Raw genomic sequence first — 23,392 nt, 5'->3', positions numbered from 1 at the left:
CCGAGACGAGCGGTTCATCGTCTTGAGGAGCATGCGCCGGAGCGTTCACTTGACCCTCCCGATCGTCGGGTTGAACGAGTCGTTGAGCGCGTCGCCGAGCATGTTGACGGCGAGCACGACGAGGAAGATGCAGGTTCCGGGCAGGAGGGCGAGCCACCAGCTGTCCCGCATGTAGGACTGTGCCTCGTTGAGCAGTCCGCCCCAGCTCGGGTTGCTCGGGTCGCCGACCCCGATGTACGCCAGACCGGACTCGATCAGGATCGCGCGTCCCACGGTCATGGTGGTGGCCACGAGCACGGGGGGCATGGCGTTCGGGATCACATCGGACCAGAGGATGCGGATGCTGTGGAAACCGGCCGCCTTCTGCGACTCGACGTAGCCGAGCTTCGAGATCCGCATCGCTTCGGCCCGCACGATGCGGCCGACGCCGGGCCACATCGTGATCGCCAGGAGCGCGCCGACGATGAAGATGTTCGAACCGAGCACCGCCGCCGCGACCAAGGCGAGCACCAGGCCGGGGAGCACCTGGAAGAACTCGGCGATCTTGACCATGGCGGTGTCGATCCAGCCGCCGAAGTATCCCGCCAGGCCGCCGACGATCAGTCCGAACGTCATGCACAGCACCGCGACGCTGAAGCCCACCAGCAGCGAGATCTGTCCGCCGTAGACGACGCGCGCGAGGTAGTCGCGGCCGAGCATGTCGGTTCCGAACGGGTGCTCCGCGCTGGGCGGGAGCAGCTTCGGGAAGTTGGTCGCCACCGGATCGGTCACGAAGAACGGACCGATCGCCGCGACGAGCACCAAGATGATCACGAGCGGGAGGAAGACCAGGGTGGAGGGCCGGCGGAAGAACGCGCGCCAGGCCGCGCCCTGCCCGCCATGGGACCGTTCCCGCGCGGCGAGCGGGGCGGTGCGCGCGTTCGGCGCCGGCGCGGACGGCCCCGTCGTGAGCGCCTCCTGTGGCGTCTGCTGCTGCGTCATGTCGTCACCTCCTGCTTGGGTGCGAACCGGGCGCGGAGCCGGGGGTCGACGATCCCGTAGATCACGTCAGTGATGATGTTGACGATGATGATCGTGATGGTGAGCATGATCGTGATGCCGAGCACGACCATGTTGTTCTTCCGTTCGATGGCGTCGACGAACAGCAACCCCATCCCCGGCCAGCCGAACACCCGCTCGACGAGCACGGAGCCGGCCAGGATGAACCCCAGGCTGTAGCCCGAGACCGTGACCAGCGGCAGCAGCCCGTTCGGCAGCGCGTGCCGCCACAGCACCCGCCGCGACGACAGTCCCTTCGACCGCGCCGTGTCGATGTAGTCCTGCCCCAGCGACTCGATCACCGCCGAACGCGCGATCCGGGCCTTGTACGCCAGCTCGGTGGTGGCCATCGTGATGATCGGTAGCACCATGTACTCCCAGTAGATGCCCGGCTGACCGTACGGGCTCTTGCCATGCGTCGGCAGCCAGCCGAGCGTGATCGAGAACACCATGATCAGCAGCATGCCGAACCAGAAGTTCGGAATGGAGAACAGGCCGACTGCGACGCCCGAGATGCCGCCGTCGAGCCAGCGCTTCCGCGTGCGCGCCGCGATCGATCCCAGCACGATCCCGCCCACCGTCGACAGGATGAAGGAGGGCACCGCGATGGCGAGCGTGTTGCCCGCACGACTGAGGATGATGTCCAGGACCGGCTCGGCGTTGGTGGCGAACGAGTATCCGAGGTCGCCTTGGAGCACGTTGCCGAGGTAGATCAGGTAACGCTCCCAGAGCGGCTTGTCCAGGCCGTAGGCCGCCATGATGCGCTCACGGAACTCCTCTGTGAGCGGCACGTCGCCGACGAGAGCCTGGACCGGGTCGCCGGGCGCGAGTTCGAGCAGGAAGAACAGAACCGTGATGACGACGATGAAAAGGATGAACGACGACAGCAGCAATCTGCCGTAATGGAGAAGCCCTGCCTTCATCGGTGACTCCTTGCGCTCTAGTGCGTTGTCGCGCCGAGGCCATCACCTCAAGGGACGGTCAACGCGATGTACTTCTACTCGAGGTGCTCGAGGATGCCGTCCGACTGTCTTCGCGGCCCAGGTTCACCGGCTCTTCCTGACCGGCCGCCGGGTGAGCGGGTCGCGGTCGTCCCGATCAGGGCCATCGCAGCCTCGACATCGTGCCCGCCGGAGTTCGGCGCGGCGACCGGGACGAGCATGGGTGAGCGGCACACGATCGCGGGGTCGGATCTCTGTCCGCGTCCGCAACGGCTAACTCACTGTCGCCACCGTCGGCTTCTAGCTGGGGGTCGCTCCTCATCACATCTCCACGAGGTTCCGTACTATGTTCATTTCACGATCTCGCTGCTCGGAATACGAACATAAAGTGACGGGACATCAACGTCAAGAGCGAGTTTCACCTCGATGTCGCGGACCTCTCCGAGCACATAACCACGGATGTGAGCACCTGTGGGCGTTGCCGACGAGAAGGTGAACAAAACCCCGACCACCCTTCCGTATGACGAAAAGAGGGTTGCATATCGCGAACACGGAAAGCTCCTCATATGCCTTGCATCCCTGCTACGGCGGGGCCGACCAGCAGCGGCCGTCAACGCGCTGGACGGTGAGAGGGAGCACCGCGCCGGCGATGAGGACGATCACCTGCCAGGAGAGGCGTCGGTCCATGGTGGCGTCGGGACACGGGCGTTCGAGCGCCCGGCCGCCCATGGAAGCCGGCACATTCGTAGGAGGTCTGTCCGGTTCACGCCGAGCCGCTCAGCCGCGAGCGCGGCGTGAGGTCTCGACCGTCCTACTCGAAGAGCGGAGCAGCTTCGCGGCGCGCCCGGCCGGCTCGAACGTCGCCCGCTCTGAGGCGATCGCGACGGCTGGACCGTCGGTGAGAGCGTGCGATGGCCCTGCAGGTCAACGCCCATCTCACCCGTCCTCGCCGGGCCTCGTCGGATGGGGGTGAGGCAACTGAATCGATCCAAAGTTCGCGATGCAATATACAACTTCGCATGGCGAACATTAGTCCATGACGTGGTGCCGGGCATTGCGCAGGGGCTCCTGGGGAGCCAGGTCACCGGCCCTCTCGCCCATGGAACACGAGAACGCGCCCTTGGTCAGGACGATCCACAACTCTCCGGCCTGCCGGCGCCAATTGGGCGGCCCCAAACGCTCGTAGACAGGGTCATTATTGTTCCGTATGATGAACAACTGGTTCATGGTTCGCACCATATGGATCCCATGAATGCCTCCAGCCGAGGATGCCCCACCCGCCTGCGGGAGTCCGACGAAGACGCCGGTCAGTGCGGGATGGTCCGACTGAGCGTGTCGGCGTTGATGTAGCCGCTCTCGCCCGTCCAGTCGGGCGGCGGCCGCTCGAGTACCTGCACGCTACCCGGGTCCCTCAAGGATGGTCGGCCGTCACGTCGTTGACCGGACTGCGGGCAGGTTGCCCGGTCAGGACCCGTACGGCCTCTTCTGCGGCGATGCGCCGCACTGTTGTGATGGCCTGCTCGGAGTAGTAGGCGGCGTGGGGAGTGATGATCACGTTGGGCAGGGTGAACAGGGGGTTGCTGGGGCGCCAGTCGGGCTGCTTCGCGGGCTCCTCCTCAAGGTCGTCCAGTGCCGCGCCGGCGATCCATCCCTCGGTGAGTGCCTGGTAGATCGCCGCATCCTCGACGATCGGGCCGCGAGCGGTGTTGATGAGGACGGCGGCCGGCTTCATCCTGCGGAGCGTCGTACGGTCGAAGGTGTGGTGTGTCCCGGGGGTGAGCGGCGCCTGGATCACGAGGTAGTCGGAGCCTTCCACGAGTTGGTCGAAGGACACCGGCCGCACCTGACGCGATCGGATCTCGGACTCGTCGAGGAACGGGTCGTGGGCCCAGACCTCGACGCCGAACGCTCTGGCACGTTCGGCGATGAGCTGTGCGATGAAGCCGAAGGACAGCAGCCCGAACACCCGTCCCCGCAGCCGCCAGATCGGCTCCCCGCTCTGCCACCGCCATACGCCCTGCCGGGTCGCCTGGTCGTATGCGCAGATCTTGCGGGCGGCGCCGAGCCAGAGCGCGACGGCGTGGTCGGCGACCTCCTCGGCGCACCAGTCATTCGGCGCGTTCGTGACCTGGATACCCCGGCGGGTCGCGGCGTCGACGTCGACGATGTCAACGCCCGTGCCGTAGCGAGCGATCACCCGGCACCGGGTGAACGCGTCGATGGCGCGGGACCCGACCCGGGCGTACTGAGTCAGCACGCCATCGACGTCCCGGCCCTTTTCGATCACCTCGTCCTCGCTCTTGCACTGTGCGGCGAGGAGCTCGAATCCGGCGCCTTCGACGATCGCACGTTCGATGTCCACATCGCCGAAGTCGGAGTCGGCGATCATGATGGTGCCTCTGGCGTCAGTGCGAGTCACGGGGAAGCCCCTTGGTGTGTACGAGATCCTGGTAGGCCAGGGCAAGCTCCAAGCAGCCTCCGCTGTCCAGTTGCCCGACCGTGGAGCGGTAGATCTCCTGCCACGGTGTCTGGTTGTCGAATACCGGCGGTGTGTAGTCGGCCCACCGCGCGGCGATCTCCTCATCCGGCAGCAGGACGTCGACGCGCGCGTTGTCCAGGTCGATGCGAATGCGGTCACCGGTGCGCAGGATGGCGAGATTGCCGCCGGCCGCGGCCTCGGGGCTGGCGTTGAGGATGGACGGCGCGTCCGAGGTGCCGCTCTGGCGGCCGTCACCGAGCGTGGGCAACGTGGTGATGCCTCGCCGGATCAACGCGGCGGGGACCTCCATGTTCACGACCTCGGCCGATCCCGGATAACCGATCGGCCCGGTGTAGCGGATGACGAGGATGCAGTCCTCGTCCAGGCCCAGGCCGGGATCGTCGATGCGGGCGTGGTAGTCCTCGGGCCCGTCGAAGACGACGGCGCGATGCTCGGACACCGCGCGGAGGTCGTCGGTGAGGACCGAGGTCTTCATGACCGCGGAGCCGAACAGGTTGCCCGTCATGACGAGCAGCCCGCCGCGCGCGGCGAGAGGCTCGTCGAAGGGACGGATGACCGTCGGATCGGCGGGCGGGGCGTCGGCCAGGTTCTCGGCCACGGTACGGCCGGAGACGGTCACGGCGTCGCCGTGCAGGCGCCCGGCGGTCAGCAACGACCGCATGACGGCGGGCACTCCGCCGGCGCGGTAGAAGTCCTCGCCGAGGAACTCACCGGCGGGGGCGACGTTCGCCAGTACCGGGATGTCGGCTCCGACGCGTTGCCAGTCCTGGATGGACAGTGGCACCCCGACATGTCGCGCGATGGCGTTGATGTGGATGGGCACGTTGGTGGAGGCGGCGATGGCCGAGGCGACCACGATCGCGTTCTCGAAGGCCTGCAAGGTCATGATCTTGCGCGGGGTGAGGTCCTCGCGTACGAGATCCACCGCTCGGCGGCCTGTGTCGTAGGCCATCTGCGCTCGCCGGCGGTAGGGGGCCGGGATCGCCGCGCAGCATGGCAGGGACATGCCCAGGGCCTCGGCCAGGCTGTTCATCGACAGCGCGGTGCCCATCGTGTTGCAATGACCGATGCTGGGCGCGGAAGCGGTCACGCGCGCCGAGAACTCGGCGTAGTCGATCTCCCCGGTGGCCAGCAGCCGCTTCGACTGCCAGATCACCAGCCCCGAGCCCGACGCGGCCATCCGCTCGCCCTGGTGATAGCCGTTGAGCATCGGCCCGCCGGACAGGACGATCGCCGGGATGTTCACCGTCGCCGCCGCGGCCAGGCACGCGGGCGTGGTCTTGTCACAGCCTGTCGTCAGGACGACACCGTCGAGGGGATAGCCGTAGAGCACCTCGACCAGCCCGAGGTAGGCGAGGTTGCGATCCAGCGCGGCGGTCGGGCGTTTACCGGTCTCCTGCAGCGGATGGACGGGAAACTCGAGCGGTATGCCACCGCCGTCGCGGATCCCGTCCCTGACCCGGTCGGCCAGGGCGAGGTGGTGACGGTTGCAGGGAACGAGGTCGCTACCCGTCTGTGCGATGCCGATGATCGGCCGGCCGGACTGGAGTTCGGCCGGGGTCAGCCCGAAGTTGAGAAAGCGTTCGAGATATAGGGCTGTCATCTCCGGATTGCCCGCGTTGTCCCACCAGGCCTGGCTACGCAGGCCGCCCGTGCCGCGCTCCGTCGATGGCATCAGCTGCCCCTCACCGAGGCCGGCCCGTCGGATCCGGCCGGGTAGTCACCGAGCGGCACCACGTTCCTGGACCAGGCCGACATGACCGGTGCGAGGACCCGCCAGGACTCTTCGGCCTCGTCGCCGCGGATGGACAGGGCGGCATTCCCGTGCAGCACGTCCAGCAGCAGCCGGCCGTAGGCAGGCAGTTCGGGGGGCGCCGTCCGCGCGGCGAGGGTGAGCGGGGCAAGGGTGTGGGCGCCGGCGCCGATGCCGGTCAGCGCCAAGGACATGCTCTCCGGCTCCAGCCCGAAGCGCAGCACGTTGGGCGCGGCTTCCTCGTCGAAGCCGAAGGGCAGGTGCGGTACGGGCCGGAAGCGTACTGCGACCTCTTTGCGGTCATGGCCGAGCGCCTTGCCGGTGCGGAGCCGGAAGGTCGTGCCGGACCAGCGCCAGCTGTCGAGCTCCAGCTCTACCTCGGCGAAGGTCTCGGTGCGGCGGTGCGGGTCCACGCCGTCCTCCTCGGCGTACGCGGGAACGTCGCGATCGCCGATGCGGCCGGCCAGGTAACGGGCACGGCGGGTGCGGCGTACGACGTCGTCGTCCGTGAGCGGGCGTACCGAGCGCAGCACGTCGATCTTCCGGTCGCGCAGGTCGCGCTCGCCGAGGCTGAACGGTGGTTCCATGGCTACCAGGCACAGCACCTGGAGCAGGTGATTCTGCACCATGTCCTTGAGCGCCCCGGTCCCGTCGTAGTAGTCCGCCCGGCCTTCCAGGGCCAGGGTCTCGTTCCAGACGATCTCCACTTCGGAGATGTGGGAGCTGTTCCAGATGGGCTCCAGCACGCGGTTGGCCAGTCGGCTGCCGAGCACGTTCTGGACGGTCGTCATGGCCAGGAAGTGGTCGACGCGGAACACCGCCTGCTCGGGCACGACCCCTGTCAGTAGCCGGTTCAGCTCCACCGCGCTGTCGAGGTCTTCGCCGAACGGCTTCTCCAGCACGATCCGGCTGCCCGGCGGCAGGTTCGCGGCCCCGAGGGCGGCGACCGCGCCGGGGAAGATCGCCGGCGGGAGGGCGAGGTAGACGGCGACGGGCCCATCACCGGCGACGAGCGAGGCGACGTCGGCGGCGTCGGTGGCGTCCACCCGCCGGTATCGGACGGAGTCGGCGATCGCTTTCCTGGCCTCGGTGGGCTCCGTCGCGGCGTGCTGGTCGAGCTGGGCGGACGCCCAGCGGCGGAACTCCTCGTCGGTCCAGTCCCGCCGGTCGGCGCAGGTGGGCTCGAACCGGTCGGCGAGGTGTCCGGCCGCGTGCAGGGCGGCCAGGGCCGGTAGCAGGTAGCGGGCGTTGAGGTCGCCGGTGGCACCGATGACGACGAGCCGGTCGATCATGTCGTGGTACCTGCTTTCGCTCGTGCGAGGTTGACGCCGCTGGCGATGATCCCGATGTGGCTGAACGCCTGGGGGAAGTTGCCCATGAACGTGCCCGTCGATGGATCGATCTGCTCCGGCAGCAGTCCGAGCGGGCTGGCGCGGGCGCACAGCGACGTGTACAGGTCCTCGGCCCGTCCGAGCTCGCCTTGCAGGATCAGGTTGTCGACCAGCCAGAAGCTGCACAGCAGGAAGGCTCCTTCATCGCCGGGCAGGCCGTCGGGTGAGCGATCGTGCAGGTACCGGTAGAGCAGGCCGTCACCGGCGGACAGCCGTTCGGCGATGGCGGCGGTGGTGGCGGCCATCCGAGGGTGGTCGGCCGGGATGACCTTCCGCAGCGGGAGCGCGAGCAGGCTGGCGTCGAGGCTGCCGCCGCCGTCGAGATGCTCGCTCAGGCACTGCGCCTTCTCGTCCCAGGACTGGTCGAGGATGATCCGGCGGAGCTTCTCGGCTTCTGCGCGCCATGTCGCGGTCTGTCCTGGCATGCCGAGACGTTCGCCGATCGCCGCAGCCCGATCGAGGGTGACCTGGCACATCCCCGCCGAGAAGGTGAAGACCCTGCCCTCACTGCGTACTTCCCAGATGCCCTGGTCCGGCTGCCGCCACGTGCTCGCGGCGGCATCGGCCAGCTCCGCCAGGCGGGACCACAGCGGGGGCTGGAGCTCACGACCGGGGAGCAGCCACTGGTCGGCGCAGTCCAGCACCTCGCCGTACACGTCGTGCTGGCGCTGATCGGCCGCGCCGTTACCCCAGCGCACCGGAGCCGAGCGCCGGTAGCCCTCCAACTCGGTGTCCTGAATCTCCTCGGGTACGGGCTCGCCGCCCAGGGTGTACATGATCCGAGGACCGCGGCTTTGCTCGAAGGCGTCCAGGACCCAGCCGAGGAAGGCGTCGGCCTCCTCGCCGAAACCGACGCGGCGCAGCGCGAACACGGCATAGGCCGCGTCCCGGATCCAGGTGTAGCGGTAGTCCCAATTGCGTACCCCGCCGATCGGGGCGGGCAACGACGAGGTCGGGGCCGCGACCAGCGACCCGTTCACCCAGTCGTCGCACAGTTTCAAGGTGATCACAGCGCGCCGGACCAGCGCTGCCTCCGGACCGTCGTAGCTGCACTTCGTCATCCAACGGCGCCACGCGTCGGCGGTGTCCCGCAGCATCGCCTCGGGGGCGAACCGGTGGTGGCGGTGGATACGCCCCCAAGACAGCACCAGATCGAGCCGGTCGCCCTGTTCCAGGTCATGCACGGTGCGCAAGCTGGTCAGATGTCGGTTGGACCGCAGATGCAGGCGCAGGTCCGGCCGCCGCAAAGCCCGTATTTCCAGGCCGCTGCCGAGGGCTCGGGCCTGTCCGCCGCCGCGCGGCTCCAGCTCCGCCCGCAAGCGCACGGTCCCGCTCAGGACGACGGCGGAACGCACGAGCTCGGCCCTGCCCGCCCCCGCGTCATCACTGAGGTCGGCCCCGGCGCGCAGGGCCAGCGCGTCGGTGATCCTGACCAGGCCGGCCGGACCACGCAGCTCGGTCACCAGCACGGCGGTGTCGGGCTCGTAGAATTGGCGCGCCTCCAGCAGGTCCTCCACGGTGAGCGTGAACTGCCCGCCCCGCGCGTGGTCCAGCAGACCGCACACCAGCGGTTCGCTGTCGAAGCGAGGAAGGCACAGCCACGGAATCGAACCGTCCAGGCCGATCAGTGCCGCCGTCTCGCCGTCTCCGATGAAACCCAGGTCCTCCAGCGGCAGATAGCCCTCCTTGCGGCGGACCGGGCGAAAGGGTGGATCGGTATCAAGCATTGCCGAACTCTTTCCGGATGGACGCCGGCGGAGGCACTGCTCCCTGGGCGATGACTCCGCACCAGCGGCCTAGAAGGTGATCAGTACCTTCACGACATCTTCGAGCTTCTTGTCCGCAACCTCGAAGGCCCGTTCCATCTCGTCGAAGCGGAAGGTATGGGTCGTCATGTGTGTGGGGTCGAGCCGTGCCGTCACGAGCATGCGCAGCAGCCGTTCCATGCGCAGCCGGCCTCCTGGGCACAGGCCGGTGGCGATCGTCTTGTCGGCCATCCCCACTCCCCATTCGACACGGGGGATGTGCACGAATTCGCCTTCTCCGTAATAGCCGGTGTTGGAGATCGTTCCCCCCGGCTTGGTTATCTTGATGGCCGTCTGGAAGGTCGCGTCCGCGCCGAGGGCCTCGATGGCGGTGTCCACGCCCTGCCCCTGGGTCAATTCGTGGACCCGTTCGACGACGTCCACGGCAGTGAAGTCCACGATTTCGTCGGCGCCATAAGTGCGGGCGAGATTCTGCCTGCTGGGGACCGATTCGACCCCGATGACAAGGCCGGCGCCGCGCAATCTGGCCCCTGCGGTGGCCATGAGCCCAACCGGCCCCTGGGCGAGCACAGCCACGGCACCGCCCATCGGGATGTTTCCGTTCTCCGCTCCCATGAATCCGGTCGAGAGCATGTCGGCACAGTAGACCGCCTTCTCATCGGGAACCTCATCGGGGATCTTCGCCAAATTGGCGTCAGCGTCGTTCACATGGAAAAATTCGGCGAACACCCCGTCCTTGGAGTTGGCGAACCTGAATCCGCCCAGCGGCCCGCACGACTGAGAAGGGTGCCCGTTCTGCGAGGCGAGGTCGGACCAGTCAGGAGTGATCGCACCCACAAGAACGCGATCACCGGGCCGGAATGCCTTCACCTCGCTTCCCACGTCACGCACCACGCCGACCGCCTCGTGCCCGAGGGTCAAGTTCTCCCGGGGGCCGATGCCGCCCTTGACGGTGTGAGAGTCGGACGTACAGATCAGTGCCACCGTCGTCTGCACGACGGCATCGAGCGGGCCCGGCTCCGGAACAGGTTTCTCCATGAAACCGACACGCCCGATCTCCTTCATCACAAAAGCTTTCATGTCGTCCCCCGGTTCGTTCTTTAGCCTGTATTCACCGATGTCTCGGATCCCGCAGACAGAGCACGGCGGCCGCCTCGCTCAACGTGCTTCGCGTGAGTGCTGCGGGTCAAGAATGCCGCGATTCTCCGGAACGGTGCCGGCTGATGACGTGCCTACCCTCCCGGGTTCATCGCCTAACGCCGGTCTCTCGCGTGCCGGCTGCCGGGGATTAATAGATTCTTTTACACATATCTGTCAGGCGCCGCGTTACCCGGGAAGCGCGCCGTACCATCGGCGGCGGCCCAACTCGATCAGGCCCCTGCCTGGAACGTTTCGCCGGATGCCGCGCACGGTCATCCGGGTATGGGGGGGAAGGAGCGGGGGAGGTTGCGTGATGGTCAGATCTGTAGTGGTCGGTGTGGATGGCTCCGCACCGTCGACGGAGGCGTTGGATTGGGCAGCCGCCGACGCCCGCCGGAGGAGGCTGGACCTGCGGCTCGTGCATGTGCGCGAGCAGTCGCGCTTCACCCGTGAGGCGACGGACTACTGTGCCGGGACGCTGGAGGCGGCCCGCGAGCGGGTGCGCGCACTGACGAACGACGTTGAGGTCACCACCGAGCTGCTGGCCGGCAATGTGATCGAATCCTTGGTCGGCGAGTCCGCCTCCGCGGACAGCGTGGTGCTGGGCAGCCGGGGGCTCGGCGGCTTCGCAGGGCTCGTGATCGGCTCGGTGAGCATGGGCGTCGCCGGCCACGCGAGCAGTCCGGTGGTGATCGTGCGCGGGTCCGGCGCGCAGCACGGCCGGGTGGTCGTCGGCGACGACGGCTCCCCGTGCGCCCAGGTCGCCCTGGCCTACGCCGCGGAGCAGGCTCGTGCCCGCGGCGTGCCCCTGCAGGTCACGTACGCCTGGCAGATGCCGGTGACGCCGTCGCACGCGGCGGGATACAGCGCGGTGCGTGCGAGTTCCTGTGAGCAAGAGCTTCGCCTGGCGGCCGAACGTCTCTCGGCGTGGCGCGAGAAGAACCCGGACATCGAGATCGTCGACGAGCAAGTCGTCGGCCATCCGGCGGAGGCACTGATCAAGGCCGCCGAAACGGCCGATCTGGTGGTCGTGGGCTCGCGCGGTCTGGGCGGGTTCGCCGCGGCGGTGCTCGGCTCTGTCAGCCGTACGGTGCTGCATCAGGCGGTCTGCCCGGTCGCCGTGGTCCGACCTCGACCCAGACAGGCATGAGGCTCAAGCCTCTCATGATCAGGACGCTGGGTCGGCCGGTCGGTCGTTCCGCAGGAGCACTTGCAGATCGGCGACGGGCTGGACTCCGGAGACCGGCGGCCGGCCGTCGATCACGAGGCTGGGCACGCCGGTGACGCCGTGCTCGGCCGCGCGGAGCCGGTCGGCGCGTACCTCGTCGGCGTAGGCGTCGCCGTCCAGGACGGCCCGCACCTCCCCGGCGTTCAGCCCGGCCGCGCCGCCCAGGCTCTGCAGGACATGCGCATCGGCCACGTTGCGCCCCTCGGTGTGGTAGCCGTGCAGCAGCAGCTCCATCATCTGGTCGGCCCGGCCGCGGTCGGCGGCGAGCTTGACCAGCCGGTGCGCGTCGAAGGTGTTCACCGGGCGGGCCAGATGCAGGTTCAGCTCCAGGCCTTCGGCCGCGCCCAGCGACCGGATCCGGGCGATGCGGGCCGGCGCCTGCTCGCCCCACCAGCCGGACATGGCCTCCGCGGCGGTCGGGCCGGGGGTCCGGCCTTCGTCCGGCGCGAGTTCGTAGCCGCGCCAGACGATCTCGATGCCGGTGCGGCCGGCCGGCTGGGCCAAGGCGGCCGTCAGGCGTCTTTTGCCGATGTAGCACCAGGGGCACAGCACATCGGCGTATATCTCAAGCTTCATGAACGTCCCGCACAGTGATCGTGGTTGATGGAGCGTGGTTCGCACTTTCCCGGCGGCGTGGTGCCGGCGGGCGCCTGCCGGGGTTCGGGCGGTCAGGCATCCAGACGCTGGGGTCCGGGACCGATCTCGCGGACGACGGTGTAGGTGGGCACTCCGGTCATACGTGGTTCGGCCTTGCCGGACAGACCCTCCAGCGCCTCGGCGATGGCGGCCACCCGGCCGTCGGTGTCGGAGGTCTCCACGAAGTGGCGGTAGTCCGCCTCGCTCGCCCAGTGCACGATGTTGTACACGCGGGTGCCGTCGGTGCTCACGTGGAAGCGGGCCGAGCGATAGCCGGGATAGAAACGCACCCACCGCTCCTGGATCTCCGCGAAGGCCTCTACCAGCTCACGCTGCGTGTCGGAGCCGTCAACGGTGTAGTCGATGATCGAATAGAAACCGGAATCCGTGCTCACGGTCACACTCCTCAAGGTCGGGATGCGGGGCGACGCCCGGCCACCATCGTGCGACCTCAACCCCAGTTGAGGTCAACACGCCCGCTACCCGACCCTGCTCCGGCGCTACCTCAGGCCACCGACGGACAGCCCGCCGCGCCAGTGCCGCTGCAGCGTGAAGAAGGCGATGACGAGGGGCACGACCGACACGAGTGCGCCCATGATGATGAGGCTCCAGAGGGAGGTGCTGCCCGCGTTGTTCGCCGAGGCGATTCCCTGCCAGAGGCCGAGCCCGACGGTGACGGGGAACAGACGGTTGTCGGAGAGCATGGCGAGAGGCAGGAAGTAGTTGTTCCAGGAGGCCACCGCGGACAGGAGCAGAACGGTGACCACCGCGGGCCGCATCAGCGGGAATGCGACCTGGAGGAACGTCCGTATCTCACCCGCCCCGTCGGCCCGCGCCGCGTCCAGGATCTCGTCGGGAACCGCGTCGCGCGCGTACACGTGAATCAGGTACACGCCGAACGGGTTGAGCAGTGACGGGAGGATCACCGCCCAGATCGTATTGGTCAGGCCGAACTCGGAGAACATCATGAAGGTGGGAATCACCAGGGCCGTCGCCGGCACCATCAACGCGCCGAGCACGAGGGAGAAACTGAAGCGCCTGCCGGCGAATCGGTATTTGGCGAATCCGTAACCGGCCAGGACGGCCAGGACCGTGGCGCCGACCCCGCCCGCGAGTGCGTACAGCGTGGAGTTGAGGATCCACCTGCCGTAGATGCCGTTGTCATAGGTGAACAGCTGCGTGAGGTTGCCGAGATAGTCGACCTGATCGGCGAACCACAGGGTGTTGCCGCCGCCGAACAGCCCGGGGGCGTCCTTGGAGCTGTTGACGATGACCCACCAGAACGGCACGAGGAAGTACACGACCAGGAAGCCGAGGAGCACCTGCAGCGGGAGGTGGCGTGGTGGCCGGCGGCGGGCGCCGGCGCGGGAACGGTCGCTCATCACAGGAAGCTCCTCCGCTCGCGGGTGAAGAACAGGAAGGCGTAGACGCCGACGAAGACAATCCCGCCGAGAGCAAAGGAGATCGCTGATCCGTAGTTGAAGTTCGCCAGTGCGAATGCCTGCTGATAGGCGTACATGTTGGGGGTGAAGTCCGGTCCGATCGTGCCGGCCGCGAGGGAGCGCAGAATCTGCGGTTCGTTGAAGAACTGCAGGGTGCCGATGAGCGAGAAGACCAGGATCAGGACCAGCGCGGGGGCGATCAGCGGGATTTTGATCCGTAGCGCGACCTGCCATTTTCCGGCGCCGTCCATGCGGGCGGCCTCGTAAAGCGCCGGGTCGATGCCCTGGAGCGCCGCGTACAGGATGATCATGTAGTAACCGGCCCACTGCCAGGTGACGACGTTGACCAGGCCGTAGAAGATCAGGTTGCTGCTGAGGAAATCAGGCGGCGCGACGCCGAACAGACCGAAGAGGTCGGAGAGCGGCCCGAAGCTCTTGCTGTACAGAAATCCCCACATGACGGCCCCGATGACCGTGGGGATCGCGTAGGGGAGGAAGATCATGAGGCGGGAGAAGCGGGCGAACATCGAGGTCACGCCGTCCAGGATCAGGGCCATCGCGAGCGCGATGATGATCTGCAGCGGGATGGAGACCAGCGAGAAGCGGATGACGAACCAGGACCCGGAAAGAAAGCTCGGGTCGGTGAACGCCTTCACGTAATTGTCGAGGAAGACGAAGCTGGTGCCGCCGATCAGCTTCTTCTGGAAGAGACTGAGATACAGCGCGTACGCGAGCGGCGCGATGAGCAAGGCCAGGAAGACGATCCCGAATGGCCCGACGAAGAGCCACCCCATCACATGCTCGCGGAGGCGCACCTTGCTGCGAATTCTGTACTTCCTGTCCTGGGTGCTGGGCGCACCCTTGTCGGCCATGAGGGTCAACCTGAACTCCGGGAGGATCGCGGGTGGGCCGGCCCGTGGAAGACGGCCCACCCTTTTCCGTCACTGAACGGTGAAGCCTTGCTCCTTGGCGTACTTCGCCACGTCCTCCTGAATCAGGTCCGCAGCTTGCGCACCGGTGACGGAGCCGTCGATGAGCGCGCTGACCTGCTTGGTCATGGCGTCGAAGTAGTACTGGCCGAACGGGGCGTAGGTGACGCCCTTGTAGGCGTTCGCCGCGGGAACGTAGACCTCCTTGTTGGCCTGCTGACCGTCGAAGAACGGGACCTTCAGGTTCACGAATGCGGGGTCGTTGAGCGCCTTGAGGTTCAGCGGGAAGATGATCTGGTTGGTCCAGCCGTGGGTGAGCGACTCCTTGTCGGCGTAGAGGCCGTAGGCCACCTTCGCCGCGAGTTCGGGGTTCTTTGCCTGGCTGGTCACGGAGAAGGCGGATCCGCCCCAGTTCACCTGCACGGGGTTGTCGGCATCCCACTGCGGGAGCGGCGCCACCGCGAACTTGCCGGTGTCCTCACCCTTGCCGACGCCGGCACCGGAGAGGTAACCGGGCGCCCAGGCCGCCGAGATGTACGTCGCGTACTTACCGTTGATCACGCCGGAGATGTACTCCGGGGTGAACTGGTCCTGCGTCCCGACCAGCTTCTTGCGCGCAAGGTTCCCCCAGTAGTCGAGCACGTCCTTGGAGGCCTGGTCGTTCAGCTTGACGCCGATCGAGCTCTGCTGCGCCGGGTCGTAGGTGAACGGGGCCGCGCCCTTCTGGATCTGCAGCGCCATCGTGAGGGCCGACACGTTCGCGGCGAAGTCGCCGAACGCCGGGCCGCCCGCGTCCTTCATCTTCTGGGCCGCCTGCTCGTACTCGGCCCACGTCTTCGGCGGCGTGATGTCGTACTTCTCGAAGATGTCCTTGCGGTAGATCATCGCCATCGGGCCACCGTCGACCGGCACGCCGTAGACCGCGTCACCGACGGAGACGTCCTTCCACGCGCCCGCGCTGTAGTCGGCCTTGACGGCGTCGAAGCCGTACTTCTTGATGTCGACGAGCGAGTTCTGGATCTGGAAGGTCGGGATCCGGTCCATCTCGATCATGATCACGTCGGGGGCGCCGGTCCCCGCCGAGATGGCCGTCTGGAACTTGTCGTACTCGTCGCTGCCCTGGCCGACGTTGGTCCAGCAGACCTGCACCTCGGCGTTCTGCTTGTTGAAGTTGTCGACGACGAGCTGCGTGTTGGGGTACCAGCCCCACATCGTCACGACGGGCAGATCCTTCTTGGGGATCGTGTTCGTGCAGTTGCTCGCGCCGCCGCCGCTCGCGGTGCTCGTACCCCCTCCTCCACCCGAGGAGCAGGCCGCGAGCACGGTCGCGAACACGGTCACGGCGGCGACCTTGGCCGCCGCGGAGAGCCAGTTCTTTCTCATGGGCACATTTCCCTTGCGATCGCGGCGCACGAAGGTTCGTGCGCCGGTGAAACCGAGCGAGCGGCGGGGACGGGGCGCGGGTGACGCGCCCCGTCCTTCGTACCGATCTTCATGTGAGCGCTAACACGACCCACGTCCGGCGACGTAGGCCGACCGGATGGGTTGCTCAGCGCTTGAACAGACGTGGTGCCAGGTCGATGAGGTTCTTCTGCCACACGTCCCAGCCGTGCGGCCCCGGGGTGACCCCGTCGAACTCGTAACGGATGCCGAGGTCGGTCATGGTGGTGAGGGACGTCATGAACGATGGGTAGACGAAGTCGGTCCGGTCGCCGACATACAGGCGCAGCAGCTTGGTGCCCCGGTTGATCGCCTCCGCGTCGACGCCGGCGGCACTGCCGAACCCGGCCGAGAACGCCGCGACGTAGGCGAACTGACCCGGGTGTGCCTTGAGCATGCCGAACGTCTGCCCGCCTCCCATCGAGAGGCCGGCCAGGGCCTGCTGCGACGGGTCGCTGGAGATGTTGTAGCGAGCGCGGGCCGCCGGGGCGAGGTTCTCCAGCAGCTCCTTGTTGAAGTCGGACACGTTGCCGTTGCCCATCACGACCGCCATCGGCGCCAGGTTCCCGTCAAGGAAGTGGTGGTCGAGGATCTGTTTGGCGCGTCCCATCTCGACCCAGTCCGTGTAGTTCTGGCCCCCACCGTGCTGGAGGTAGAAGACGGGGTACGGCTCCGCGCGGTCGGGGTCGTATCCCGGCGGGGTCCAGACCAGCGCGGTCCGGTCCTGGTTCGCGACCGAGCTCCGGTACGTCAGGCTCTCCACCTTTCCGCCCTGACCGGCGGGAACGTCGGTGAGCAGGCGCGCCTCGTCTCCAGGGACGAGGAAGGTGCTCCAGGTCGGCTCGGTGGTCACCTTCGTCGGATTGGACGCGTCCTTGACCGCGACCCGGTCGACCATCAGCCGGTAGTAGTAGAACCACGGGTCGAGCGGGCCCACGGTCCCCCGCCACCGGTCGCCCGTGCGGGTCAGCGGAATGCGCAGCCAGCTGCCGTTGGGCGCCCAGTTCGCCCACACGGTGACCTGCTGAGCGTTCTGGAAGTCCGTCGTGGTCTCGAAGGTGACGAAGCCGTCCTCGGTCACGAACGGCGTCGGAGTGGTGCCGGGCGCCGGCGGGTTGAACTCGCCCTTCAACCGCCCGTGACCGTCGCTCGGACCGTGGTCCGACACCCTGCGGAACAGCCGGGGCACGAAGTCGATCAGGTTCTCCTGCCAGGCGTTCCAGTTCGCCCCGGCATCGGGGTTGACCCCGTCGAATTCGTACGCGACATGGGCGCGGTCCAGCGCCTTCGTCAGGCGGTTGGCCACGTTGTACGCGGGGTCCGTCACGTTCCCCGTGTACAGACGCAACAGCTTGACGTGGCGGTTGATCTCGTTCGCGTCCGCCCGGCCGGCGCCATCGCTCAGGAGACCGGAGAACGAGCCGGCGTAGGCGTACTGATGGGGGCGGGTCAGCGCGGCACGCAGCGCCTGCGTCCCGCCCTCGGCCACCCCGGCGATCGCCTGATGCGCCGGGTCGCGATGGACGCGGTAGCGGTCGGCGACCGCTCTCCGGAGATCCTTGTCATCACCCGGCCCATCGCTGATCACGACCACCATGGGCGCCATGGCCCGCTGGATCGACAGGTTGTCGAGGATCTGCTTGGCCCGGCCGAGGTCGAGCCAGTCGGTGGCGCTCGCGCCGTCGCCGGGACGCAGGAACAGCACCGGGTAAGTCTTGTGGCCCCTGTACCCCGGGGGCGTCCACACCAGAGCCGACCGTTCCTGGCGCTTGGCCCGGTAGGTCAGGGTCTCGACCTTGCCGCCCTGGCCCTCGGGCGCGTCCGCGAGCAGGCGCGCCGCGTCACCCGCCACGAAGAAGGTGCTCCAGAGAGGCTTGGACGCCACGCCGGCGTCGTTCGTCGGATCCTTGACACCCTTGGTGCCGTCGCCGGTGACCTGGTAGGAGTACAGCCCGGGTGCGAGCGGGCCGAGGACGCCCGACCAGGCGTCGCCCCGGCGGGTCAGCCCGAACTCCGCCCAGGCGGAAGAGGGGCCGAAGTTCCCTTCGATGACGACCTGCGACACCTGGCCCACGGCCGCCTCGACGGAGGCCACCGGAACGCTGAAGGAGGCGTAGCCGTCCGCGGAGACAGTGAGCCACGGCGTGTCCGCCGCCGCCGTGGGCAGCGGCGCGAGCAACATCGCCGCGATCACCATCGCCCCAGCGGCGATCACCGCGGTGAGCCGGCGCCCGCCCTGAGGGCGTGACCTGCCGTGATAAACTAAAAATGGCATACGTAAACTCCCCTGATGGCCGGCCACGGTTGATGCCCGACTGGCCGGCCTGATTCATGCGGTGGCTAGTTCGTGGTCGGTGTTCGCACCTCCATCCGTCGCGGGGTCAATGTGCCCACCTGACGTTCGTTGCCGCGAATGTCAGGTGCGCTGAGACGCCGTACTCCTGGGTGGCGTCCCGCTCACCTAGGGTTTTCGGCGCTGCGGTGGCGACCGGCGAGCCGCTCGATGACCGAACGGGCCCTTGGCCATGCTGTCCTCACTGGTCGTAGTCGCTGATGTTAACGTTCGCAGGCGGCCAAGGTAAGCGATGACGATCGTGGAAAACAAGACCTTTCCAGCTGGCGTTCGTCATGCTTATGCCTAGCTTCCCGCTCTCCTCCAGCAGCGGGTCGTTCAGGAGGACGGGGCGGGGCCCGTCGAGTCGCGGACGCTGAGGGTGGTCGCCAACTGAAGGTGCCGGGAGGCGGGCTGGACGCCGTCCGCCATGCCGAGAACGGTCTCGACGGCCATCCGGCCCATGCCGACGAGAGGCTGCCGGACAGAGGTGAGCCGGGGCGTGGTCCACTCGGTCTGTGGCGTGTCGTCGAACCCGGTGACCGACAGCTCGCCCGAGACGGAGATGCCGAGTCCCTTGGCCGCGGCGAGGGCCCCGACGGCGATCTCGTCGTTGCCCGCGACGATGGCGGTCGGCCGCTCGTCGAGTGCGAGGAGGTCATGGCCGTGCCGCTGTCCCGCCTCGACGGAGAACGCCTCGTGGCGGATCAGCGCGCGGTCCGGCGCCAGGTCGGCCGAGTCGAGCGCGGCCTGATAGCCGTGGAAGCGCTCCAGCGAGGGGGCGGAGCCCAGCGGCCCGCCGATCCAGGCGATCCTGCGGTGGCCGAGCTTGATGAGGTGCTCGGTCGCCGAACGACCGCCCGCCCAATTGGTGGAGCCGATGCTGACGAGACGTGATTCGGTCGTATCGATGGGATCGATCGTCACGATGGGCACCCCGAGATCCTCCGCGGCGAGGAGCACCGAGTCGGGCACGGCGACGGCCAGCGCGATGATGCCGACCACCCCGGACGCCCTCTCCGCCTCCAGCCAGGCCCGGGCCGCCGCGCGGCTCGTGCTGATCGGCTCCCCGGGCGGCAGCCGGAGCAGGAGCTCCGCCTGCGCCGAGGTCGCCGCCACGAGGATCCCCTGGAGCACCGTTCCGGCGTAACGGGACTCCACAATGTCGAGCACGGTGACGAGGGTGCGGTCCCGGGTCTGCTCGTGCCGCACCGCCGTCGGCTTGTAGCCGATCTCGGCCATGACCCCGAGCACCAGCTCGCGCGTCTTCGCCCCTACATCGCTGCGCCCGTTGAGGACCTTCGAGGCGGTCGTCGGCGAGACGCCGGCCAGCCGGGCGACATCCGCCAACGTGGCTCGCTCGGAACGACCTCGCCGTTGCATCGGGGCTCCCTTCAGGGCTACGAAATTATTTCGAAATCTACCACGAACCTTTCTCCCTAGGCTTTTCCGCTTTTACCCCCGTTGACACGGCCCAGACACGCCACCTAATGTCCTCGCAACAACGAACAAGTTGCGAACTTTTTTCGGTAGCAGCTCAGGACGAGAGGAGAGGCCCATGCGCCTCCCCCAGAAGGTCAGGCTTCTTGCCGGGGTACTCGTGCCGATGCTCGCGCTGACCGCATGCTCGGGCGGCAGCGGCAGCGCAACTGGCGGTGGCGGCGGTGACGAGCAGGTGAAGGTCACGGTCTGGAGCTGGGACGGCACCGTCGAAAAGGCCGTTCCCGGCTTCCAGGCCGCGAATCCGAACATCAAGGTCGAGGTCGTCAACGCGGGCTCGTCCCAGGATCAGTACAAGTCGCTCGACAACGCCATCCAGGCCGGTTCCGGTGTGCCCGACCTCGTGATGTTCGAATACTTCGCGGTCCCCTACTTCGCCGTTCCCGGCAAGCTCGCCGACCTCGGGGAGTTCGGGGTGGACAAGCTCAAGCAGGACTACGTCCCGGCCGCGTGGAGCGACGTGACGGTCAACGGCAAGGTTTACGCGCTGCCCTCCGACTACGGCCCGTCGGCGATGTTCTACAACGCGGCCACGCTCAAGAAGGCCGGCATCGAGGAGCCCCCGGCCACCTGGGACGATTACTACGAGGCCGCCAAGAAGATCCGCGCCCTCGGCGACGACTACTACATCGCCCAGGACACGGGCGACATCTTCTTCCTCCTCTCTCTCATCTGGCAGGCCGGCGGCCGGCCGTTCACGGTGGACGGCACCAAGGTGCACATCGACTTCACGGACGCCGGCACGACCAAGGCCGTGGCCTTCTGGCAGAAGATGCTCGACGAGGGCCTGATCAACACCAAGATCACGGGATGGTCCGACGACTGGAACCGGGCGCTCAACGACGGCACCCTCGCCACCCAGACCATGGGCGGCTGGCTGACCTCCACCCTGCCCGAGCGCGCGCCGAAGGCCGGCGGTGACTTCAGGGTCGCCCTGATGCCGCAGTGGCAGCAAGGTGACAAGGTCGGAGCGGCGAACGGCGGAAGCTCCTTCGGCATCCCGGCCGCGGCCGAGCACAAGGAAGCGGCCTTCAAGTTCCTGGAGTACTTCACGCACGGCGGCGGTCTCGCGACCCGCGTCGACGCGGGCGCCTTCGTGCCGAACACATCAGTGCTGGAGAACAAGGAGTTCCGGAACAAGGCCAACACGTACTTCGGCGACCAGAAGACCGGCGTCGTGCTGGCCGAGGCCACGGAGATCGTCGGGAGCGGCTGGCAGTACCCGCCGTTCTTCGAGTGGGCGCGCTCGATCTACGGCGACCTCGCATCGCCGTTCTACACGACGGGCAAGGGCTCGCTCGCCGAGATCCTCGAACAGTGGCGGCAGCGCTGCATCCAGTACGGCAACGAGCAGGGCTTCCAGGTGGACTAGCGGCTCGGCATCAGGACGGGGGCCGGTCCCGCGAGAGGTCGCGGCCCCCTCGGGAGGGAGCCGGGCATCGCGATGGATCGGAAGGAACACGACATGGACCAGGCAACCGCTTCGGCCATGGCACTGCCGGACGCGAGACAGCGGCATCCGACGCCGACACGCAGGCGACGCAGGCCACAGATCGGACTGGCGTTCATCGCACCCTTCGGGGCGCTGTTCGCGCTCGTGTTCATCGTGCCCATCCTGTACGCCGTTTACCTCAGCTTCTTCCAGGACAAGCTCGTCGGGGGCACCACGTTCGTCGGATTCGCCAACTACAGCAAGCTGTTCCAGGATCCGCAGTTCTGGGACGGGGTGGGACGCGTCTTCTGGTTCACGCTCGTCCAGGTGCCGGTCATGCTGATCTTCGCCATGGCGCTGGCGCTCGCGCTGGACTCCCTGCGCCTGCACGGCACGAGATTCCTGCGGGTGACGATCTTCCTTCCCTACGCGGTGCCGGCGATCGTGTCGACGCTCATGTGGGGATTCCTGCTGGGCATCAAGTACGGCCTGTTCGGCAGCCTCAACGAAGCTCTGGGCACGGATTTCAACCCCTTCGCCCCCGACACCACGCTCATCTCCATCGGGGTGATGGTGACGTGGGCGTTCACCGGCTTCAACATGCTCATCTTCTACGCCGCGCTCAAGGCCGTCCCGCGCGAGCTGTACGAGGCCGCCGCGATCGACGGCGCGAACGAGCTCCAGATCGTGCGCGCGATCAAACTGCCGGCACTGCGCGGCTCGCTCGTCGTCACGGTCATCTTCTCGATCATCGGCACGTTCCAGATGTTCAACGAGCCGCAGATCCTGCCCTCGATGGTGGCCAACAGCGGCGTCACCACCTTCTACACGCCCAACCTGTACGCCTACAACCTGGCGTTCACCGGGTCCCAGCAGGGCTATGCGGCCGCACTCGCCCTCGTCATGGCGGTGATCACGATCGCCGTCGCCTACGCCGTCCAGATCAGGGGGTTGCGCAATGCGTCGGACCACTAGCCGACCGGGCGGGGCCGGGCAGACCTCCGGTCGCGGGGGCCGGCTCCACACGGTGGGCAATCCGAGGAAGAGCACGACGCTCACCGTGATGACGGGCCTGTTCACGCTGTACTGCCTGCTGCCGCTGGTGTGGCTGGTCATCAACGCGACCAAGTCGCAAGCCGACTTCGTGTCGTCGTTCGGGCTCGCTCCCGGCCGCGAGTTCGCCCTCTGGGACAACATCGTGCAGGTCTTCGGCTACCAGGACGGGATCTTCTCCCGGTGGCTGCTCAACACCGTGCTCTACGTCGTCGTGGGTGCGACCGTCTCGACCTTCCTGGCCGCGCTCGGCGGGTACGCCCTGGCGAAGCTCGACTTCACCGGCAAACGGGTGTTCCTTCTCGTGGTGCTGGGGTCGATCTCGGTCCCCGGCATCGCACTGGCGATCCCGCAGTTCCTGCTGTTCGCGCAGCTCGGCCTGACCGATACGCCATGGGCGGTGCTCATCCCGTCCTTCATCAACCCGTTCGGGTTGTACCTGATGTGGGTGTTCACCGCCGAGGCCGTGCCGACCGGCCTGCTGGAAGCCGCGAAGATCGACGGCGCCGGGGAGTTCAGGACCTTCCTCCAGATCGCGCTCCCGCTGCTCGCGCCGGCGAGCGTGACGGTCCTGCTGTTCTCGTTCGTCTCGATCTGGAACAACTACTTCCTGCCGTTGATCATGCTCAAGGATCCCGACTGGTATCCGCTGACGGTCGGCATCAATCAGTGGAACGAGCTGGGCTCGGCGGCCGGGAACGGCGCCCTCGTCCAGAACCTCGTGATCACCTCCGCGTTGCTGACCATCGTCCCCTTGATCATCGCGTTCCTCAGCCTGCAGCGGTACTGGCAGTCGGGCCTGTCGATGGGCGCCATCAAGGGCTAGCTAGTAAGTAGTCCGTTGAAGTCTTTCTTGACATCCTCCTCCGCC

Annotated in this window: 20 protein-coding genes; 4 read left to right on the top strand and 16 right to left on the bottom strand. The window is 67.4% G+C overall.

Translation table 11 applies throughout. The features are described from left to right. Positions 1-45: 45 nt before the first annotated feature. From ACTMTF_RS40170 to ACTMTF_RS40130, 9 genes are all read right to left on the bottom strand, one after another. Positions 46-981: an ABC transporter permease gene (locus ACTMTF_RS40170; RefSeq protein WP_441115359.1), complete on the bottom strand. Its 936-nt coding sequence runs from the start codon at positions 979-981 to the stop codon at positions 46-48. Further along, the gene (locus ACTMTF_RS40165; protein ID WP_441115358.1) at positions 978-1,961 is read right to left on the bottom strand and encodes an ABC transporter permease; all 984 of its coding nucleotides are present in this window, start codon (positions 1,959-1,961) and stop codon (positions 978-980) included. Before ACTMTF_RS40165 ends, ACTMTF_RS40170 begins: the two co-directional genes overlap by 4 nt. Positions 1,962-2,561: 600 nt before the next feature. Next, entirely contained in the window at positions 2,562-2,720 is a 159-nt protein-coding gene (locus ACTMTF_RS40160; RefSeq protein ID WP_441115357.1) for a hypothetical protein, read from the bottom strand. A gap of 288 nt (positions 2,721-3,008) precedes the next feature. After that, a complete protein-coding gene (locus ACTMTF_RS40155; protein ID WP_441115356.1) occupies positions 3,009-3,206 on the bottom strand; it encodes a hypothetical protein in 198 nt (65 codons plus the stop codon). A gap of 184 nt (positions 3,207-3,390) precedes the next feature. Then, complete coding sequence (locus ACTMTF_RS40150) at positions 3,391-4,398, bottom strand: C-terminal binding protein (protein WP_441115355.1); 1,008 nt, start codon at positions 4,396-4,398, stop codon at positions 3,391-3,393. Then, positions 4,385-6,154, bottom strand: a complete 1,770-nt coding sequence (locus ACTMTF_RS40145; protein WP_441115354.1) for an IlvD/Edd family dehydratase — start codon at positions 6,152-6,154, stop codon at positions 4,385-4,387. Before ACTMTF_RS40145 ends, ACTMTF_RS40150 begins: the two co-directional genes overlap by 14 nt. Beyond that, complete coding sequence (locus ACTMTF_RS40140; protein WP_441115353.1) at positions 6,154-7,524, bottom strand: glucose-6-phosphate dehydrogenase; 1,371 nt, start codon at positions 7,522-7,524, stop codon at positions 6,154-6,156. The genes ACTMTF_RS40145 and ACTMTF_RS40140 overlap by 1 nt, the downstream gene beginning before the upstream one ends. Continuing rightward, entirely contained in the window at positions 7,521-9,350 is a 1,830-nt protein-coding gene (locus ACTMTF_RS40135; protein ID WP_441115352.1) for a glycoside hydrolase family 15 protein, read from the bottom strand. Before ACTMTF_RS40135 ends, ACTMTF_RS40140 begins: the two co-directional genes overlap by 4 nt. Positions 9,351-9,419: 69 nt before the next feature. After that, positions 9,420-10,454 (bottom strand): NAD(P)-dependent alcohol dehydrogenase, encoded by a 1,035-nt coding sequence (locus ACTMTF_RS40130; protein ID WP_441115351.1) that lies wholly within the window; start codon positions 10,452-10,454, stop codon positions 9,420-9,422. Positions 10,455-10,866: 412 nt separating this feature from the next. On the opposite strand from ACTMTF_RS40130, the gene ACTMTF_RS40125 reads away from it, so the two are divergent. Then, positions 10,867-11,679, top strand: coding sequence for a universal stress protein (locus ACTMTF_RS40125; protein ID WP_441115350.1), 813 nt, complete (start codon positions 10,867-10,869; stop codon positions 11,677-11,679). An 18-nt stretch (positions 11,680-11,697) separates the two neighbouring features. Here the strand turns inward: ACTMTF_RS40125 and ACTMTF_RS40120 are convergent, their stop codons facing one another. The 7 genes from ACTMTF_RS40120 to ACTMTF_RS40090 form a co-directional block, all read right to left on the bottom strand. Continuing rightward, complete coding sequence (locus ACTMTF_RS40120) at positions 11,698-12,333, bottom strand: DsbA family oxidoreductase (protein WP_441115349.1); 636 nt, start codon at positions 12,331-12,333, stop codon at positions 11,698-11,700. A 92-nt stretch (positions 12,334-12,425) separates the two neighbouring features. Continuing rightward, on the bottom strand, positions 12,426-12,788 hold the full coding sequence (locus tag ACTMTF_RS40115; RefSeq protein WP_441115348.1) for an antibiotic biosynthesis monooxygenase: 363 nt from the start codon (positions 12,786-12,788) through the stop codon (positions 12,426-12,428). Positions 12,789-12,893: 105 nt separating this feature from the next. Next, entirely contained in the window at positions 12,894-13,775 is an 882-nt protein-coding gene (locus ACTMTF_RS40110; RefSeq protein WP_441115347.1) for a carbohydrate ABC transporter permease, read from the bottom strand. Next, complete coding sequence (locus tag ACTMTF_RS40105; RefSeq protein WP_441115346.1) at positions 13,775-14,707, bottom strand: carbohydrate ABC transporter permease; 933 nt, start codon at positions 14,705-14,707, stop codon at positions 13,775-13,777. The genes ACTMTF_RS40110 and ACTMTF_RS40105 overlap by 1 nt, the downstream gene beginning before the upstream one ends. A 69-nt stretch (positions 14,708-14,776) precedes the next feature. Further along, positions 14,777-16,147, bottom strand: coding sequence for an ABC transporter substrate-binding protein (locus tag ACTMTF_RS40100; RefSeq protein ID WP_441115345.1), 1,371 nt, complete (start codon positions 16,145-16,147; stop codon positions 14,777-14,779). Between the two features lie 166 nt (positions 16,148-16,313). Next, entirely contained in the window at positions 16,314-18,479 is a 2,166-nt protein-coding gene (locus ACTMTF_RS40095) for an alpha/beta hydrolase (protein WP_441115344.1), read from the bottom strand. 396 nt (positions 18,480-18,875) lie between these two features. Continuing rightward, the gene (locus ACTMTF_RS40090; RefSeq protein ID WP_441115343.1) at positions 18,876-19,919 is read right to left on the bottom strand and encodes a LacI family DNA-binding transcriptional regulator; all 1,044 of its coding nucleotides are present in this window, start codon (positions 19,917-19,919) and stop codon (positions 18,876-18,878) included. A 175-nt stretch (positions 19,920-20,094) separates the two neighbouring features. Between ACTMTF_RS40090 and ACTMTF_RS40085 the strand changes: the two genes are divergently transcribed. The 3 genes from ACTMTF_RS40085 to ACTMTF_RS40075 all read left to right on the top strand — a co-directional run bounded on the left by ACTMTF_RS40085 (position 20,095) and on the right by ACTMTF_RS40075 (position 23,347). Further along, positions 20,095-21,408: an ABC transporter substrate-binding protein gene (locus ACTMTF_RS40085; RefSeq protein ID WP_441115342.1), complete on the top strand. Its 1,314-nt coding sequence runs from the start codon at positions 20,095-20,097 to the stop codon at positions 21,406-21,408. Positions 21,409-21,501: 93 nt separating this feature from the next. Further along, positions 21,502-22,443 carry a carbohydrate ABC transporter permease gene (locus ACTMTF_RS40080; RefSeq protein ID WP_441115341.1) on the top strand — a complete coding sequence of 314 codons (942 nt, stop codon included), beginning with the start codon at positions 21,502-21,504 and terminating at the stop codon, positions 22,441-22,443. An 88-nt stretch (positions 22,444-22,531) separates the two neighbouring features. Continuing rightward, positions 22,532-23,347, top strand: coding sequence for a carbohydrate ABC transporter permease (locus ACTMTF_RS40075; protein WP_441115340.1), 816 nt, complete (start codon positions 22,532-22,534; stop codon positions 23,345-23,347). Positions 23,348-23,392: the final 45 nt, after the last annotated feature.

It is taken from the genome of Nonomuraea sp. ZG12 (assembly GCF_052068115.1).
Lineage (GTDB): Bacteria > Actinomycetota > Actinomycetes > Streptosporangiales > Streptosporangiaceae > Nonomuraea.
This window is presented reverse-complemented; position numbering and strand designations above follow the sequence as displayed.

Excerpts from the sequence above, each read along its gene's own strand:
- ACTMTF_RS40110 (WP_441115347.1), bottom strand. The coding sequence starts at position 13,775 with ATGAGCGACCGTTCCCGCGCCGGCGCCCGCCGCCGGCCACCACGCCAC.
- ACTMTF_RS40080 (WP_441115341.1), top strand. The coding sequence starts at position 21,502 with ATGGACCAGGCAACCGCTTCGGCCATGGCACTGCCGGACGCGAGACAG.
- ACTMTF_RS40130 (WP_441115351.1), bottom strand. The coding sequence starts at position 10,454 with ATGAAGGAGATCGGGCGTGTCGGTTTCATGGAGAAACCTGTTCCGGAG.
- ACTMTF_RS40075 (WP_441115340.1), top strand. The coding sequence starts at position 22,532 with ATGACGGGCCTGTTCACGCTGTACTGCCTGCTGCCGCTGGTGTGGCTG.
- ACTMTF_RS40140 (WP_441115353.1), bottom strand. The coding sequence starts at position 7,524 with ATGATCGACCGGCTCGTCGTCATCGGTGCCACCGGCGACCTCAACGCC.
- ACTMTF_RS40170 (WP_441115359.1), bottom strand. The coding sequence starts at position 981 with ATGACGCAGCAGCAGACGCCACAGGAGGCGCTCACGACGGGGCCGTCC.
- ACTMTF_RS40135 (WP_441115352.1), bottom strand. The coding sequence starts at position 9,350 with ATGCTTGATACCGATCCACCCTTTCGCCCGGTCCGCCGCAAGGAGGGC.
- ACTMTF_RS40120 (WP_441115349.1), bottom strand. The coding sequence starts at position 12,333 with ATGAAGCTTGAGATATACGCCGATGTGCTGTGCCCCTGGTGCTACATC.
- ACTMTF_RS40085 (WP_441115342.1), top strand. The coding sequence starts at position 20,095 with ATGCGCCTCCCCCAGAAGGTCAGGCTTCTTGCCGGGGTACTCGTGCCG.
- ACTMTF_RS40165 (WP_441115358.1), bottom strand. The coding sequence starts at position 1,961 with ATGAAGGCAGGGCTTCTCCATTACGGCAGATTGCTGCTGTCGTCGTTC.
- ACTMTF_RS40105 (WP_441115346.1), bottom strand. The coding sequence starts at position 14,707 with ATGGCCGACAAGGGTGCGCCCAGCACCCAGGACAGGAAGTACAGAATT.
- ACTMTF_RS40100 (WP_441115345.1), bottom strand. The coding sequence starts at position 16,147 with ATGAGAAAGAACTGGCTCTCCGCGGCGGCCAAGGTCGCCGCCGTGACC.
- ACTMTF_RS40145 (WP_441115354.1), bottom strand. The coding sequence starts at position 6,154 with ATGCCATCGACGGAGCGCGGCACGGGCGGCCTGCGTAGCCAGGCCTGG.
- ACTMTF_RS40095 (WP_441115344.1), bottom strand. The coding sequence starts at position 18,479 with ATGCCATTTTTAGTTTATCACGGCAGGTCACGCCCTCAGGGCGGGCGC.
- ACTMTF_RS40090 (WP_441115343.1), bottom strand. The coding sequence starts at position 19,919 with ATGCAACGGCGAGGTCGTTCCGAGCGAGCCACGTTGGCGGATGTCGCC.
- ACTMTF_RS40155 (WP_441115356.1), bottom strand. The coding sequence starts at position 3,206 with ATGAACCAGTTGTTCATCATACGGAACAATAATGACCCTGTCTACGAG.